Here is a 15,301-nt window from a genome sequence, read left to right as displayed (position 1 = left end):
GCGACGTCGACAACAGGGGGCTGTTGACGAGTCGAGGGCACATCTCGCTCACGGCGCCGCCCGGCGCCGCGGCATCGTGGCCGGCCTGCCGCAGACGCCCGCACCGGCGCCGCGAACGCGAGGCCAAGCACATTCCTCGCCTTCGCCGGCACAGCCGCAGCCCTCATCGTTCGTCGCCGACTCACCGACTCACCGGCTGAAAGGACGTCTAAGGTGCCTGCGTGACCGCGTTTACCGAAGAGAACGTCCCGGGCCGTTTCGGCCCCTCCGCCACCACCGAGGCCGACCCCCGCGAGGTCGGCCGGGTGCGCACCGAGTACTCCCCCGCGCACGACGGCGACCCCGATCCCGGTGAGGTCGTCTGGACCTGGGTCCCCTTCGAGGAGAACGACGGACGGGGCAAGGACCGCCCGGTGCTCGTCGTCGCCCGGGAGGCGGGCGGGACCTTCCTGGCCGTGCAGCTGTCCAGCAAGCGGCACGACGGCGACCGCGAGTGGGTGCCCATCGGCAGCGGGCCGTGGGACCGGTCCGGTCGCGACTCCTGGGTCGACGTGGACCGCGTCCTGCGGCTGCACGAGCGGGGCATGCGCCGGGAGGCGTGCGCGCTGGACCGGATGCGGTTCAATCTGGTGCGGCACCGGCTGCGCGAGCGCTACGGCTGGACCTGAGGTCCCGTCAGGCCCCCATCGGCGTCTGCGCGCGGGTTCCCCCGGCTCATGAGGGGGCGCCCCGGCCGAAGGCCTTCTCGAAGGCGCCTCGCACCACCGTCCCCGGCGTGCGGTCCAGCACCCCGAAGACCACGTGGTCGAAGGTCCGCTCGAACCGCCCGCCGGGCCCCAGCAACGCCCGGAACGCCCCCGCCACCTGCGCGGGGTCGTTGCGGAACACCCCGCACCCCCACGCGCCGAGGACCAGCCGCCGGTAGCCGTGGGCGGCGGCCGTCTCCAGAACGCGCTCGGCGCGGACGGCCAGGGCGCGCGGCAGCTCGGGCGCGCGCTGCGGCGCCGTACGGAGCACCACCCCGGCGTTCGGCGCGGCGGCCGTCAGGAAGCCGGCGGTGCAGGACTCGTCCAGGAGCCGGCCCCGGTCGTCACGGAAGACGGGCACGGCCGGGGCGTGGACGACCCGGTCCGTGTAGAACGGGTCGCGGTGGGCTCTGTGGTGGTCGTAGAACTCCCGGGCCTCCAGGAGGCAGGTGTACAGCGCCGAGGCGCGGCACAGGGCTTCCTCCTGGGCCTGGGCGCCGTTGAGGTAGCCGCCGCCGGGGTTGCGCGCGGAGGCGAAGTTCAGCACCGCGGCGGGTGCGTCCCGCGCGAGTCGGCGGACGGCTTCCGTGCTGCTCTCGCCGGTGACCTCGACGAGGGTGTCCGCGCCGGGGGCGTCGGGCACCGGGACCGGGTCCGGCCCCCACGTCCGCGTCCCCTCGCGCGCCGCCGCGATCGCCGCCGCGAGGGAGACCTCACGCCCGTCCGGCGCCCGGTAGGCGCCCGCCGCGACGATCCCCTCGGTCTCGCGGGCGATGCCCCGCAGCCGCGCGCTCACGGCGCCACCCCCGTGGGCGCCGCGACCGCGCGCCGCGCGGCCTCTCCCGTCCCGCGCGTCTCCCCCGTCGTGCTCATGCACGCATCGTCGGCGATCCTGGACGGGCGGTGCAACCGGGTTTCCCGGCGCGGGAACGCGTCGGGGACAGGCCGAAAACAGCCTGGAAACAGCACGGAATAGGAGGTTCCCGGTCCCGAAAGTGCCGTTGTGCACCCTTGTGTGAATCACTTCGAGGGTCTTGGGTAGGACGAGTGGTGCCGGTCCGGCTCCACCGACACCGGACCGGTGGCATGGTGGAATCTCAGGAGGATCCCGACATGTCCGACATAACCAGTTCTCCTTCGGTGGGTGACTGTCCGAAGCCCGGTACAGCCCTCACCGAAGCCGAGGTGGAGGCCCTGGTCAGGGGCATCTGCTTCAAGACCGGCCCGCCCCGCACCGTCGGGGTCGAGGTGGAATGGCTCGTCCACGAGCTGCGCGCACCGCAGCTCCCCGTGACACCCGAACGACTCGAGGCGGCCTACGCCGCCCTGCGGACCGTGCCCCTGAGCTCGGCGCTGACCGTCGAACCCGGTGGCCAGCTGGAGCTCAGCTCGCCGCCCGCCGCCTCCCTGACGGAGTGCGTGGGCACCCTCTCCGCCGACCTGGACGCCGTCCGCGCGGTCCTGCGCGAGGCGGGACTCGCCCTCTCCGGCATCGGCACCGATCCCTGGCACCCGCCCCGCCGGTTCCTGCGCGAACCCCGCTACGACGCCATGGAGGCGTACCTCGACCGCACCGGCCCGGCCGGCCGCGCCATGATGTGCACCTCGGCCTCCGTCCAGGTCTGTCTGGACGCCGGGTACGAGGAGCCGGGCCCGCTGGGGTACGAACGGCGCTGGTGGCTGGCGCACACCCTGGGCGCCGTCCTCGTCGCCGCCTTCGCCAACTCCCCGCTGCTCGCCGGTGCCCCCACCGGCTGGCGCTCCACCCGGCAGCTGCTGTGGACGGAGATCGGCGCCGGCCGAGCGGGTGCCCCCGACCCCGACACCGAGCCGCGCGCGGCCTGGTCCCGGCACGTCCTGGACTCGCCGGTGATGTGCGTACGGCGCGACAGCGGGCCGTGGGACGTGCCCGACGGGATGACGTTCCGGGAGTGGATCCGGACGGGATCGCCCACCCGGGCGGACCTCGACTACCACGTCTCCACGCTCTTCCCGCCGGTCCGGCCACGCGGCCACCTGGAGCTGCGCATGATCGACGCGCAGCCCGGCGACGACGGCTGGATCGTGCCGGTCGCCGTGACGACGGCACTGTTCGACGACCCGGAGGCGGCCGAGAGCGCCTGTCGCGCGGTGAAGCCCCTGGCGGAGCGGGCGCTGTCGCTGCCGGCCCCGCACAACCCGCTGTGGACCGACGCCGCCCGCGCCGGGCTGACCGACCCCGAACTGCACGAGGTCGCCGTCGCCTGCTTCACGGCGGCCCTGGAGGCGCTGCCCCGGCTCGGCGCGGCCCCCGCCGTCATCGAGGCCGTCACCGCCTACCGGGACCGCTACGTCCTGCCGGGCCGCTGCCCCGCCGACGACCAGCTGGACCGCCTGCGCGCCACGGACGGTCGCGCACACGGGAAGGACATCCGCCCATGACCGGCCCCGCCCCCGAGACCCCCGACATCGCCACCGCCGACGTCGGGACCGCCGACATAGAGGCGCTCCGCAAGCGGGCGCTGACCACCCTCACCACCGCCCGTGAGCGCACCGCCCTGCTGACCGACTGCGTCGAGGACCCCGACCTCACCGCCCAGCACTCCCCGCTGATGTCCCCGCTGGTGTGGGACCTCGCGCACATCGGCAACCAGGAGGAGCTCTGGCTCCTGCGCAGGGTGGCCGGCCGCGAGCCGATGCGCCCCGAGATCGACGGCCTGTACGACGCGTTCGAGCACCCTCGCTCCGAGCGGCCCTCGCTGCCGCTGCTGCCGCCCGACGAGGCCCGCCGGTACGCGGCGGAGGTGCGCGGGCGGGCCCTGGACGTGCTGGAGTCGGCCGACTTCCACGGCACGCGCCTGACGGAGGCCGGATTCGCCTTCGGGATGATCGCGCAGCACGAGCAGCAGCACGACGAGACGATGCTGATCACCCATCAGCTGCGCCGGGGCCCGCAGGCCCTGACCGCCCCCGACCCGGTCCCGGCGCCGCTGTTCACCGGCCCGTCCGAAGTCCTCGTCCCGGGTGGCCCCTTCACGATGGGCACCTCCGACGAGCCGTGGGCGCTGGACAACGAACGGCCCGCGCACCCGCGCGAGGTGGCGCCGTTCTTCATCGACACGACGCCGGTGACGAACGGCGCGTACCAGGCGTTCATCGACGACGGCGGCTACGACGACGCACGCTGGTGGACCAGGGAAGGCTGGGCCCACGTCCGCCGGCACTCCCTGCGGGCCCCGCTGTTCTGGCGGCGCGAGGGGAAGCAGTGGCTGCGGCGCCGCTTCGGCGTCACCGAGGTCGTACCGCCCGACGAGCCGGTGCTGCACGTGTGCTGGTACGAGGCGGACGCCTACGCCCGCTGGGCCGGACGGCGGCTGCCCACCGAGGCCGAGTGGGAGAAGGCGGCCCGGTACGACCCGGCGACCGGCGGCTCGACGCGCTATCCGTGGGGCGACGCCGACCCCGCGCCCGAGCACGCCAACCTGGGCCAGCGGCACCTGCGCCCGGCCCCCGCCGGCAGCTATCCGGCGGGTGAGTCGCCGCTCGGCGTACGGCAGCTGATCGGCGACGTGTGGGAGTGGACGGCGAGCGACTTCCTGCCCTACCCGGGCTTCCGGGCGTTCCCCTACAAGGAGTACTCGGAGGTGTTCTTCGGGCCCGAGTACAAGGTGCTGCGCGGCGGTTCGTTCGCGGTGGACCCGGTCGCCTGCCGGGGCACGTTCCGCAACTGGGACCACCCCGTCCGGCGGCAGATCTTCTCCGGCTTCCGCACGGCCCGCTCGGGGGCCGTCTGATGTGCCGCCATGTGGCCTACGTGGGGCCCGGGGAGCCACTCGGCCGGCTCCTCGTGGAGCCCCCGCACGCCCTGTACCGCCAGTCGTGGGCCCCCCGGCGGCAGCGTCACGGCACGGTCAACGCCGACGGTTTCGGGGTGGGCTGGTACGCCGAGGGTGATCCGGTGCCGGCCCGCTACCGCCGGGCCGGCCCCATCTGGGCGGACCTGTCCTTCGCCGACCTGGCCCGCGTCGTCCGGACCGGGGCCCTGCTGGCCGCCGTACGGGACGCGACGCTCGCCGGGGCGGACGCGGAGGCGGCCGCGGCGCCGTTCGCCGCCGGGACCTGGCTGTTCAGCCACAACGGGGCGGTCCGGGGATGGCCCGGGTCCCTGGAGTCCCTGGCGCGGACCCTGCCGGCGGCCGACGTGCTGTCGATGGAGGCCCGCAACGACTCGGCGTTCGTGTGGGCGCTGGTCCTCGCCCGGCTGCGTGCCGGGGACGCGGAGGGGCAGGCGCTGGCGGACACCGTGCAGGAGGTCGCCGCGGCGGCCCCCGGCTCCCGCCTCAACCTCCTGCTCACCGACGGCGCGACGATCACCGCGACGGCCTGGGGCGACACCCTCTGGTACCTGGCGGAGCCCGGCCGCGCGGTGGTGGCCTCCGAGCCCCACGACGACGATCCGCGCTGGCGGGAGGTCCCCGACCGCACCCTGCTCGTGGCGACCCGGACCGAGGTCCTGCTGACCCCGCTCAAGGACCCGGACGCGGACGCGGCACCCGTACCCACCGAGGAGACCGGCACGTGAGTCCGTTCCACATCACCCGCACCCTGCCCGAGGACGCCACGGACGCCGCCCTGCGCGCCGACGTCCGGCACGGCCTCACCGCCACTCCCAAGACGCTGCCGCCGAAGTGGTTCTACGACGCGCACGGCAGCGAACTGTTCGACCGGATCACCGAGTTGCCCGAGTACTACCCGACCCGCGCCGAGCGGGAGATCCTCGTGGACCGCTCGGCCGAGATCGCCGCCGCGGCCGGCGCCCGCACCCTCGTGGAACTGGGTTCGGGTTCCTCGGAGAAGACCCGCCACCTGATCGCGGCGCTGACCGGACTGCGCACGTACGTGCCCGTGGACGTCAGCGAGAGCGCCCTCACCCGGGCCGGACACGCGCTGGTCTCCGAGCGTCCCGGCCTCGGCGTCCACGCCCTCATCGCCGACTTCACCGCCCCGCTGACGCTGCCGGACACCCCGGGCCCGCGTCTGCTGGCGTTCCTCGGGGGCACCGTCGGCAACCTGCTGCCGGACGAGCGGGCGGCCTTCCTCGCCTCGGTCCGCGCCCTGCTCGCGCCGGGTGACGCGCTGCTGCTCGGCACCGACCTGGTGAAGGACGAGGGGGTGCTGGTGCGGGCGTACGACGACGCGGCCGGGGTGACGGCCGCGTTCAACAGGAACGTCCTGACGGTCGTCAACCGCGAGCTGGGCGCCGACTTCGACCCCGGTGCCTTCGACCACGTCGCCCTGTGGGACGCCCGGAACGAGTGGATCGAGATGCGGCTGCGGTCCCGTACGGCGCAGACGGTCAAGATCCCCGCGCTCGACCTCGCCGTCGACTTCGCGGCGGGCGAGGAACTGCGCACGGAGGTGTCGGCGAAGTTCCGGGAGGAGGGGGTGCGGGCCGAACTGTCCGGCGTGGGGCTGGAACTGACGCACTGGTGGACGGACCGCCAGGGGCGTTTCGCGCTGTCGCTGAGCGTGGTGCGCTGACGGTGGATCCGTCGGGGCCGGCGTCCCTCGCCGGCCCCGACGGGCCTCAGCGGACCTGGGCCGGGGACGGTGCGACCGGCCGGCCGGCCGGCGGCGTCGCACTCGCTTGCGGTGCCGGACCGATCGTCGAGTCCGGGGCGCGCGGTGGGGCCGGCGCCGGTGCGTCGTCCTGGCCGGATCCGTCCAGGCAGTCGACGAAACTGACGAAGTCGGGCCGTTCGACGCCTTCGGTGACCAGGAACTCGCTCACCGGGTGGCTGCGCAGCAGACACATGTCGTAGCGGGCCACGGACGGCAGGGCGTCCGGCGGGCCCTCCGTCCGGTACTCGTGACGGCCCACCAGCTGGCAGGAGTCGTACCGGATCAGCGGCCCTCGCGGCCCCACCGTGTAGCGGTGCGGAACGACGTCGCCGGAGAAGTCCTTGAAGGCGATCCCGGTGTCGTCGCAGTCACTGAAGTGGACCGTTCCGCTCTTCCACGTGCAGTCGATGATCCGCACGTCCGGGTTGCGGACCTCGAACCGGATGTCCTCGGCGTGGAACCGCTGCACCGAGTCGTGGTGCTGCGCGACGGGGAACCGGAAGAACGTGCTGGTGGTGCCGTACTCCTCGGTGCTCCGGGGCCGTGTGCCGGTGATGATGTACGAGCCGCCCCGGCAGGTGATCGAACCGCCGTAGGGGAACTCCAGGAAGTTGCCCCACTCGTACTCGACCTTCATGTCGGTGAACCAGTAGTTGAGGAACTGGTCCTGGTCGTTGGGGTCCCCCTGCCGGCGTCGTGACAGACCGGAGTACAGGAAGGCCCGTCGGTAGCTGCCGCCGACCCGGCACGCCTCCCAGCGCATCTCCGAGTTGGTGTCCGTGCCGTCCAGGACGAGCCCGTACTCCCACTCCCCCATCCACTCGCACTCCGAGAAGCGGTAGTCCTGCGCCTGTCCCGTGGAGTACGAGCTGAAGAAGGAGGCACCCGGCGTGGCCGAGCGGAACTGCATGCGCTCGAAGGAGAGGTTGGACCAGATGTCCTCGTTGCGGCACAGGTAGGAGCCCGGGCCGTTGGCCGGGCGGAAGACGAGTGTGGTCATGCGCTTGCCCGCCCCGCAGACGCGCAGGCCGTTGGCCGCCTGCAACGGGGCGACGCCGTTCAGCAGTGCGTGCGGGCGGGTGATGAGGAACTCTCCGGCGGGGATCTCGATCACCGTGCGCCCCACCCCGCGGGAGACCCGGGAGGCCGCGAGCGAGTAGGCGATCTCGAACGCCGTGCTGTCATCGGTCCGTCCGTCGCCCACGGCTCCGAGGTCGGCCACGTTGATGACGAGCGGCAGCCGGGCCTTCGAGCCGCCTCGCCCGGGACCGACGGGGCCGTGCGGCACGTCCGGTCCGCGTTCCGGTCCCACGGCGGCGGACGCGTTGTGGGCGGTCAGCGCTGTCGCGGCGAGCACCGACACGCCGCCACGCAGAAGTTGCCGACGGCTGACACGAGACATCCCGCCTCCCCGTTCTGCCATAATTGCCTTCTTTCCAACCGATTTCTCATCTAAGGAGGGAAATGACCGAGTTTGCCGAGGTGCTCAGACAGCTGTCGGCGGCACAGAAGCCCGCGAAAGGGGTCTCGCTCTACACCCGCTTCGTCAACCGCCCGGCCGGCCGGGTCCTGGCCGCGCTGGCCTACCGAGTGGGGGCGACACCGAACCAGCTGACCGTCCTCGGCGCCCTGTTCACCTTTCCGGCCCTGGCCGCGGTGGCTCTGCTGCCGCCGGGCCCGGAAATGGCGGTCGGCGTCGGCGCCGCCCTGGCCGTGGGGTTCGCGCTGGACGCGGCGGACGGTCAGCTGGCGCGCGGGCAGCGCTCGGGGAGCCCCTCGGGCGAGTGGCTCGACCATGTGCTGGACTGCGTCAAGATCGTCACCCTCCACCTGGTGGTACTGGTGTCGTTCTACCGGTTCTTCGACCTGCCCAGCCCGGCCTACCTGCTGGCGCCGATGGTCTTCCAGCTCGCGGCCGTGGTGATCTTCTTCGCCGGGATCCTGACGGAGAAGCTCAAGTGGCGGACACCGGACGGAGCTCCGGCCGGGTCGGCCCCGGCGCTGCGGTCCGTACTGCTGCTGCCGGTCGACTACGGACTGACCTGCGTCAGCTTCCTATTCCTGGGAAGCCAGCACATCTTCCTCACGGTGTACTGCGCGCTGCTGCTGGCCCACGTTGTCTTCATGGCCGTCTTCCTGGTGAAGTGGTTCCGGGAGCTGCGCTGAGGGGATCGCCGGCTGCTCCTGCCGGGAGAGCAGTTCCAGGGCTCCCCGCAGGAGCGTGCTGGAGGTGTGCATGGTGTACGGGAAGTAGACGACCTCGACGCCGACCTGCGCGAAACGCCTCTCGAACTCCTCCCACTTGGGCGTGCCCCGCCAGTCGTCGCCCTTGAAGATGACGTGGAAGCCGATCCGCTTCCACGTCTTCAGCTTGTCGACCTCCGACTCCACGACGACCTCGTCGACGTAGCGCACACTGCGGACGATCTCCAGGCGCTCGGCGAGCGGCACGACCGGGACCCGGCCCTTCAGGTGCGCGGTCAGGTCGTCGGAGGTCACCCCCGCCACCAGACGGTCGCAGTGCCGGCGCGCCTCACGCAGGATGTTGAGGTGTCCGATGTGGAACAGGTCGTAGACACCGGGCGCGAAACCGATGAGGGTCACTGCGGGTCACCCGCCACTCGCTGCTGGGCGGCCGCCGGCACGGTCACCGTCAGGGAGGACCTGGAGGACGTGTTGGTGCCGTCCGTCACCTCGATCTCGTACCGGTGGCGGCCGGCGGGCGCGGAGTCGGTGTACTGCATCCGCGGCAGGTCCCAGTAGGTGGACGCCTTCGTCTGCCGCGTCACGAGCTTCCCGTCGCGGTAGATCCGGTACGTCAGTGCCGCGTCGTCCCGGTCCCAGGTGGCGCGCCAGGTGAGGGTGGCTTTGCCGGGGTCGGTGTCGGACACGGACAGGGTGGGGACCTTCGGCGCTCCGGTGTCCCGGGCGCCGAAGCGGGTGATGCCCTGCTGCGGCTGGTCGTTGACCCGGGTGAACTCACCGCCCGCCCACAGCACGCCCCGTGACACCGCCAGCGCGCGGGGGCCCACGTGCTCCCCCACTCCGTCGTTGGTGTCGGGGAACCAGTGCAGGATCTTGCGGGTGTCGAGCGACTGGACCAGCAGGTGCTGCCGGTCCCCGCGCTCCGGGAACCCTCCGGGCGTCTCGTTGCAGTCGTGCGCGTGCGAGGCGCTGTAGAGAAGGCCCTTGTAGGGCACGAGAGCCTGGGTGGCGCCCCGGCAGGTGTCCTTCCACACCATGGTGCCGTTGGTGAGACGGCCCGCGATCCGGCCGTCGAAGATGCCGGGCCCGTGGCCCTCGGCGCCCACGAAGAACCGGGTTCTGTCGCGTGCGATCGCCTTCACCGAGGACTGCGGCGGGAACCAGCCCGGATACGAGAGAACCGTTTTGCCGGTGGTGGGGTTCAGGGTGACCAGCGAGCGGGCCCCCTGCCCGTTGACGGACTCGAAGTCGCCTCCGACGAAGAGCCTGCCGTGCGTGGGCGCGGCCGACAGGGCACGCACCGACTGGTCGAGGTCGGCCCGGAAGGGCAGCAGGGAGCCGCCGGGGGTGAGGGCGGCGACCCGGTTCCTGGGCTGGCCGCCGACGCGGCCGAAGTCGCCTCCCAGGTAGATCGCCTTGTCCGTCGTCTCGATGGCCCGGACGGTGGCGGACACCGGGGGCCGGAAGCTCTTGCTGAGCGTGCAGGTGGAGGTGTGGAAGGCGACCGCGTTGGCCACGCGGGTGGATCCGACGTGATCGAAGGAACCGCCCACGTACAGCATCCGGCCGTCGGCGGACGCCTTCATGGCCCGCACGGTGTGGTGGTGGCCGGTGAACGCCGGGGCGCAGGGCAGCAGTTTGCCGGTGGCGGCGTCGAACGCGGCGAAGTTGCGACGCTGGACCTGCCGTTGGCCGGGCGCGGCTCCCGGGGGGCGGACGTTGTCGAAGGACCCTCCGACGTAGACGACGCCGTTGGCGGCGGCCATCGACCAGACGATGCCGTCCGTCTGCCAGGTGGCCAGCGGATCGGCGGAGAACGCGGGTGTGCCGTCGGCGGCCGCGGCGAGAGGGGCGTCGAGCAGGGCGGTGGCGCAGCACACGAGCGCCGTGGCGGCGACCTTGGCGGCCGGCTTCGTACGGAGTTTTCTCAGGTGCAAGGGAGACCCCGGTTGGCAGTGGTGTGAGGGGAGTGACGCCGACCGGGTGGGCCTGGACGGTAGGACCGTGTCTGGGCTCATGCGGCGCGGCGGCGCAGCACTCCGACCAGCTCGCCCACCCTCAGCGACGTCCGATATCGCCACAAAGTAATACCAAATACACACGATCCCAAAGCCATCGCGACGGCGAGTCCTGACGATGTGTCACCCTTTTCCACGCGGGAGGCCGCCAGCACCAGCGAGACGACCAGTCCGAGGGCGAGGGCGCTCGCGTAGCCGCGGTCCACGGTCGGGAAGCCGAGGCGCAGCCGGATGAGCACGGCCGCCGAGAGGTTCTCCACGACGATGGCGGCGCCCCAGGACACCGCGGCGCCGAGCACGCCCCAGGTCGGCACGGTGAGCACGCCGACGGTCAGCTGCACCGTGAACGCGGCCGCGGTGACGGCCAGATGCCACGAGCTCCGGCCGGCCATCAGCAGCACGGTCTGGGCGTTGCCCACCGCGACATTGACCACGGAGGCGGCGCACAGCACCACGAGGGCGGGCGCGCCGACGGTGAACTCCGGCCCGAAGACGGACAGGACGGTCTCGGGGAAGGCGGCGACCAGGGCGAACAGCGGCCAGGAGAAGAGCACGGTCCAGAAGGTCGAGACCCGGTGCAGATCGTGCGCCTCGGCCTCCTTGTCCACGGCGAGCAGCCGGCTGAGTTCCGGCGCGACGGCGAGCCGGACGGCGAGCTGGACGAGGGTGCAGGCGGTGACGACGCGGCCGATGGCCGTGTACACCCCCGCCTCACCGGCCGTGCCCAGGACGGACAGCAGGATGACGCCGACCCAGACCGCGCTGATGTCGAAGACGGAGGAGACCGCGCGGGGGGCGGCGAAGGCCCAGAAGGTTCGCCAGGGCACCGTCCCGCTGCCCTGGGGACGCGGCGTGGGCCGGGCGGCACGGCAGCGGCGCAGGGAGATCCAGGCGGCCACCGAACCGGCCAGCGCGGGCAGCAGCCAGGCCGAGGCCAGGGACAGCACGCCGGGCGCGCAGTAGGCCACGGGGACGGCGATCAGCACGCGCAGCACGGGTTTGCCGATCTGCTCCACGCCGACGAAGGGCACGACCGTGCCGTATCCCCGGGTGGCGCCGAGCAGGACCATGCCCACGGTGGCGGCGGGCAGGAAGAGTCCGAAGAGCCGGACCAGGGCGACGGCGTCCCCGGGCGGCAGGTGCGGCAGGAGCGTGGTGGCCACCGCCGGGAAGAGCAACAGGGGCACGGCGGCCGCGGTGCCGGCCACGGCCGCCGGCAGGACGGCCGTGCGCAGCAGCGCGTCCACCGAGCGGCCGTCGTCGACGGCGAGGTCGCGCGGCACGAACCGCACGAGCCCGGTGTCGGCACCGAGCTTGCAGGTGTTGCTGAGAATGGTGAACAGGGCGACGCCCGTGAAGATCGCCCCCGCCCCCTGCGCCCCGACGGCCCGGGTGATCAGGCCGACGAGGAGAAAGGAGAAGGCGGCGTTCGCGACGGAACCCGCCATCCCCCACCACCCGCCCCGCGCGGTCGCGGCCACCGCACTGCGGGCGGGGGCCCCGGCACGGGGGCGGGCGGTCGCCTCGGACGCGGTCATCGGCGGGAGATGCTGAACGTGCCGTCCGGCACGGGAAGTTCCAAGCTCGCCGTGTGCGCCTCGGGACCGTACTTCGGGCGGCGGCGCAGGCTGTGCAGGCGCCGGCGCGGGCGCCCGGCGTCGAGCACCGCCCCGAGGAGTCGTCCGCCGGCGCAGCCGATCAGTTCCTGCACCTGCCGGAGGTCCTCGCGCCGGGTGCGGTTGAGGCCGGCGACGACGACGATGCCGTCGACGCGCTGGGCGATCGCCAGGGCGTCGGCCTGTGCGAGGAACGGCCCCGTGACGACGACGCTCGAGGTGTCGGGCTCGGACGCCACCCGGTGGTGCGGGGCGAGGCCACCGCTCGAGGAGAAGGCGAACCGGCCGGTGACGTCGGTGTCGACGAGGACGCTTCCGGCGGGCAGGAACGCCTCCTCCAGGGTGGGCGCCTCGTACGGCATCAGCGGCAGCCGGGTGGCCAGGCTGGTGGTGTCGGGGGCGGTGTCCACCAGCAGGACGTCGCTCCCGTCGTCGGCGAGCGCCGCGCCCAGGTTGGCGGCGACCTCCTCGGCGACGCCGGCGTCCCGCGGGGCCACGACGAGCACCCGGCCGGGACCGTCCGGGTTCCCGGCCCCGCGCAGCCGGAAGGCCAGCGCCCGGTACGCCTCGGTGCGGGGGCTGCTGGTGCGGCCGACCGTCAACAGGGCGTCGTCTCCCCCGTCGTCGGAGGGCAGGATGCCGAGCACGGGGGCGCGCAGGGCGGCCTGTACGTCGCCGACCGACCGGACCCGGTTGTCCAGGGCCGAGCGCACCCAGGCCAGCACGATGCCGAGCAGGAGCCCGCACACCATCCCGAGGCCGACCAGGGTCCGCATGCCGGGTCCGACCGGAAGGGTGGGGGCGGTGGCCCGGCGGACGATGTCGCCTCCGTCGGTGTCACGGGTCTTGATGTCGAGGACACGCTTCTGCAGGTTGTACAGCTGGTTCTGCGCGGCGGGCTTCGCCGACGCGCGCTCCAGCTGGTCCGTGGCGAGGCGTTGGTTCAGCACGGCGATCTGCTGTTCCAGGGCGTCGGTGGCCCGCTGCACCGTGGCGTCGTTGCGGCTCTTGCGGTCGTCCAGGTACGCCTCGGCGAAGGCATTGGCGCCGCTCGCCGCCCGCTGGGGTGCTCCGGCGGTGTACTCGAAGCGGATCACCTGGGACTTCTGCGGGTTGGTGACCCGCAGGCCGTCCCCGAGGGCGCCCGCCTGGGACTCGGGCCGGCCCAGGATGTGCGCCGCGCGCAGGGCGACGGCCGCGCTGGTGGCGATCCGCTGCTCCGTGCTCATGCTGACCTGGTTGTCGGCGGAGACGCCGACCGTGCTGAACGGGTCGGTGGTGGAGCGTACGAGGACTTCACTGGTCGCGGTGTAGGTGTGGGCGCGCTGAAGGGACAGGGCCAGCCCGCCCAGCACTCCCAGAAGAATTCCCAGCGCGATCATGACACGGTGGCGCAGGATGCGGCGCAGTTGGTCGCGTAGCTGGTCCGGCTCGTCGTACCGGTCGTCGAATGGGATGGGGCCGGTCACGGGTGCCCTCCTGTTCCGGGGATCGATGCGTGACGGATGGGTGCGGTCGGCACCGCCGATGAGGGGAACCGGGATGCCCGGGCGGTACGGGTGCTGATGAGCAGCGGGACGGTCACCAGGAGCGTCAGCGGGCCGGCGATGCCGAGCAGGCTGCCGCGCAGGAAGACCATCTGGTAGAAGGCGAACGCCGGGACCAGGAGTGCCGCGAGCGTGCCCGGCCGGTGTCGCAGCAGGTGGCGTACGTCGTCCACGCGCCGGCTGACCGCGCCGAGCAGGCAGAACACGACGACCACCGCGAAGGGGCCGGCCCACAGGTAACTCTCGATCCACAGCGGCGCGGAGAGGTTGAGGAAGTCGTATCCCGCGTACCGGGCGAGAGCGATGCCGGTGTCCTCGGGTTTCTCCGGCCACATCGAGCGCGGCACCATGAACAGCGGCGGGCCGAGCGCGTCCTGGGGGGAGAACCCGTTGTCCTGTGCGTAGTCGACGCCGGTCTGGATCTGCTGGAAGGCGTCGTAGTCGCCGTTGGTGGTGAACTGGTCGACGAGGGAGACGACGGAGATGTCCTCCCGGTCGCTGTAGCGGAAGTAGTCGCTGTAGGGGAAGACGAGCAGGAGCCCGGCGATGAGGGCGGCCGCCGTGAGGCGGAAGGTGCGGGGCCGGGACAGCCGGGGCATGGTGAACAGAAGGGTCAGCAGGACCGTGCCGACCCAGAACCTCGGCTTGCTGATGGGGTTGTTGACGACGGCGTTCAGCACGAGGAGCACCGGCAGCAGCAGCCAGCGCAGGCCGCGCAGCCAGCGGTCGCCGCCGGCCACCCGCGGTACGTGCAGCAGTCCCAGCAGCGCCCAGAAGGCGGGCACCGACAGCGACCAGGTGAGCAGCACCTGCAGGAAGGCGTCCTGCGCGTCGGCCATCGCGCCGGCCTCGGTGATGGCCTGACGGCTGGTGAAGTACGCGTGCAGCCGGCCGGGCTGGCTGGAGATCACCAGGACCGCGAAGGCGAGGGCGAGCCCGCAGAGCCCCAGCAGGCGCCAGGGCGCGACCCGACGGGCGAGCAGTCTCTCCAGGAACCCCGGCTCCGGCGGGCGGGCGGTCCCCCGGGCCTGCCGGCGACGGCCGGCGAGGGCCGTTCCGGCACTGTAGGCGAGGAGCCCCAGTTCGACGACGGCCACCGCTTCGAAGGCGGTCGCCTCGCTGCCCCGGTAGGGCCACGGGTACGTGTCCGTGGCGAGCATCGCCAGGGGGGCGAGGCCGAGCCAGATGTAGGCGAAGACCCAGAAGCCGAAGGCGACGAAGCGCACCGTGCCCGCGGTGAGCACCCGGGCCAGCGCACCGCCGCTGTGCGCCACGACGACGCCCTGGAGAGCGAGTGCGGGCGTCATCCGCACGCCGTCCGACTGGAGGATCAGCCACGGCAGCAGGACGGTCAGTGCCGCGGTCCAGAGGAAGACCGCAGCCGCGCTGCGGACGCGAGCGTCCTGCATCCCGACCTCTCTGCCGAGCGAGTTTTCAGGCTGAAACATCACCGAAAGATATATAGCGCGCTTACTCGGCAAATCATCCCAGGCGCGCAGAAATCATTGACTTCGGCCCATGAGCCCCCGAACAGAGTCATCGGGTGATCTTAGTAATCGGCGGCGTGC

General features: G+C 72.6%; 13 protein-coding genes. 6 read left to right on the top strand and 7 right to left on the bottom strand.

Annotated features, from left to right (window positions below):
• The first annotated feature begins 221 nt into the window (after nt 1-221).
• Nucleotides 222-668: a type II toxin-antitoxin system PemK/MazF family toxin gene (locus ACIBBD_RS11910; RefSeq protein ID WP_399419203.1), complete on the top strand. Its 447-nt coding sequence runs from the start codon at nt 222-224 to the stop codon at nt 666-668.
• Between the two features lie 46 nt (nt 669-714).
• Here the strand turns inward: ACIBBD_RS11910 and ACIBBD_RS11905 are convergent, their stop codons facing one another.
• The gene (locus ACIBBD_RS11905; RefSeq protein ID WP_399419202.1) at nt 715-1,542 is read right to left on the bottom strand and encodes a TIGR02452 family protein; all 828 of its coding nucleotides are present in this window, start codon (nt 1,540-1,542) and stop codon (nt 715-717) included.
• Between the two features lie 317 nt (nt 1,543-1,859).
• On the opposite strand from ACIBBD_RS11905, the gene egtA reads away from it, so the two are divergent.
• From egtA to egtD, 4 genes are read left to right on the top strand one after another with little or no spacing between them, the layout of a single operon-like run.
• Nucleotides 1,860-3,167 (top strand): ergothioneine biosynthesis glutamate--cysteine ligase EgtA, encoded by a 1,308-nt coding sequence (egtA, locus tag ACIBBD_RS11900; protein WP_399419201.1) that lies wholly within the window; start codon nt 1,860-1,862, stop codon nt 3,165-3,167.
• Nucleotides 3,164-4,519 (top strand): ergothioneine biosynthesis protein EgtB, encoded by a 1,356-nt coding sequence (gene egtB, locus ACIBBD_RS11895; RefSeq protein WP_399419200.1) that lies wholly within the window; start codon nt 3,164-3,166, stop codon nt 4,517-4,519. Before egtA ends, egtB begins: the two co-directional genes overlap by 4 nt.
• The gene (gene egtC / locus ACIBBD_RS11890; protein WP_399419199.1) at nt 4,519-5,307 is read left to right on the top strand and encodes an ergothioneine biosynthesis protein EgtC; all 789 of its coding nucleotides are present in this window, start codon (nt 4,519-4,521) and stop codon (nt 5,305-5,307) included. The genes egtB and egtC overlap by 1 nt, the downstream gene beginning before the upstream one ends.
• On the top strand, nt 5,304-6,266 hold the full coding sequence (gene egtD / locus ACIBBD_RS11885) for an L-histidine N(alpha)-methyltransferase (RefSeq protein WP_399419198.1): 963 nt from the start codon (nt 5,304-5,306) through the stop codon (nt 6,264-6,266). Before egtC ends, egtD begins: the two co-directional genes overlap by 4 nt.
• 46 nt (nt 6,267-6,312) lie before the next feature.
• Here the strand turns inward: egtD and ACIBBD_RS11880 are convergent, their stop codons facing one another.
• Entirely contained in the window at nt 6,313-7,749 is a 1,437-nt protein-coding gene (locus ACIBBD_RS11880; protein WP_399419197.1) for a glycosyl hydrolase family 28-related protein, read from the bottom strand.
• 62 nt (nt 7,750-7,811) lie between these two features.
• On the opposite strand from ACIBBD_RS11880, the gene ACIBBD_RS11875 reads away from it, so the two are divergent.
• Complete coding sequence (locus ACIBBD_RS11875; protein ID WP_399419196.1) at nt 7,812-8,513, top strand: CDP-alcohol phosphatidyltransferase family protein; 702 nt, start codon at nt 7,812-7,814, stop codon at nt 8,511-8,513.
• On the opposite strand, the gene ACIBBD_RS11870 is transcribed toward ACIBBD_RS11875, so the two are convergent.
• The 5 genes from ACIBBD_RS11870 to ACIBBD_RS11850 all read right to left on the bottom strand — a co-directional run bounded on the left by ACIBBD_RS11870 (nt 8,403) and on the right by ACIBBD_RS11850 (nt 15,181).
• Nucleotides 8,403-8,951, bottom strand: a complete 549-nt coding sequence (locus ACIBBD_RS11870; RefSeq protein ID WP_399419195.1) for an adenylyltransferase/cytidyltransferase family protein — start codon at nt 8,949-8,951, stop codon at nt 8,403-8,405. The two genes, ACIBBD_RS11875 and ACIBBD_RS11870, sit on opposite strands and share 111 nt — an antisense overlap.
• Complete coding sequence (locus tag ACIBBD_RS11865) at nt 8,948-10,489, bottom strand: fibronectin type III domain-containing protein (protein ID WP_399419194.1); 1,542 nt, start codon at nt 10,487-10,489, stop codon at nt 8,948-8,950. The genes ACIBBD_RS11870 and ACIBBD_RS11865 overlap by 4 nt, the downstream gene beginning before the upstream one ends.
• 77 nt (nt 10,490-10,566) lie before the next feature.
• The gene (locus tag ACIBBD_RS11860; RefSeq protein WP_399419193.1) at nt 10,567-12,108 is read right to left on the bottom strand and encodes an oligosaccharide flippase family protein; all 1,542 of its coding nucleotides are present in this window, start codon (nt 12,106-12,108) and stop codon (nt 10,567-10,569) included.
• Nucleotides 12,105-13,655 (bottom strand): hypothetical protein, encoded by a 1,551-nt coding sequence (locus ACIBBD_RS11855; protein ID WP_399419192.1) that lies wholly within the window; start codon nt 13,653-13,655, stop codon nt 12,105-12,107. Before ACIBBD_RS11855 ends, ACIBBD_RS11860 begins: the two co-directional genes overlap by 4 nt.
• On the bottom strand, nt 13,652-15,181 hold the full coding sequence (locus tag ACIBBD_RS11850) for a hypothetical protein (protein ID WP_399419191.1): 1,530 nt from the start codon (nt 15,179-15,181) through the stop codon (nt 13,652-13,654). The genes ACIBBD_RS11855 and ACIBBD_RS11850 overlap by 4 nt, the downstream gene beginning before the upstream one ends.
• Nucleotides 15,182-15,301 lie beyond the last annotated feature (120 nt).

The sequence above is a fragment of the Streptomyces sp. NPDC051315 genome (assembly GCF_044455165.1).
In the GTDB taxonomy this organism is placed as follows: Bacteria; Actinomycetota; Actinomycetes; order Streptomycetales; family Streptomycetaceae; genus Streptomyces.
Note: the sequence above shows the minus strand (reverse complement) of the source record. Positions and strands in the feature narration are given on the sequence as shown.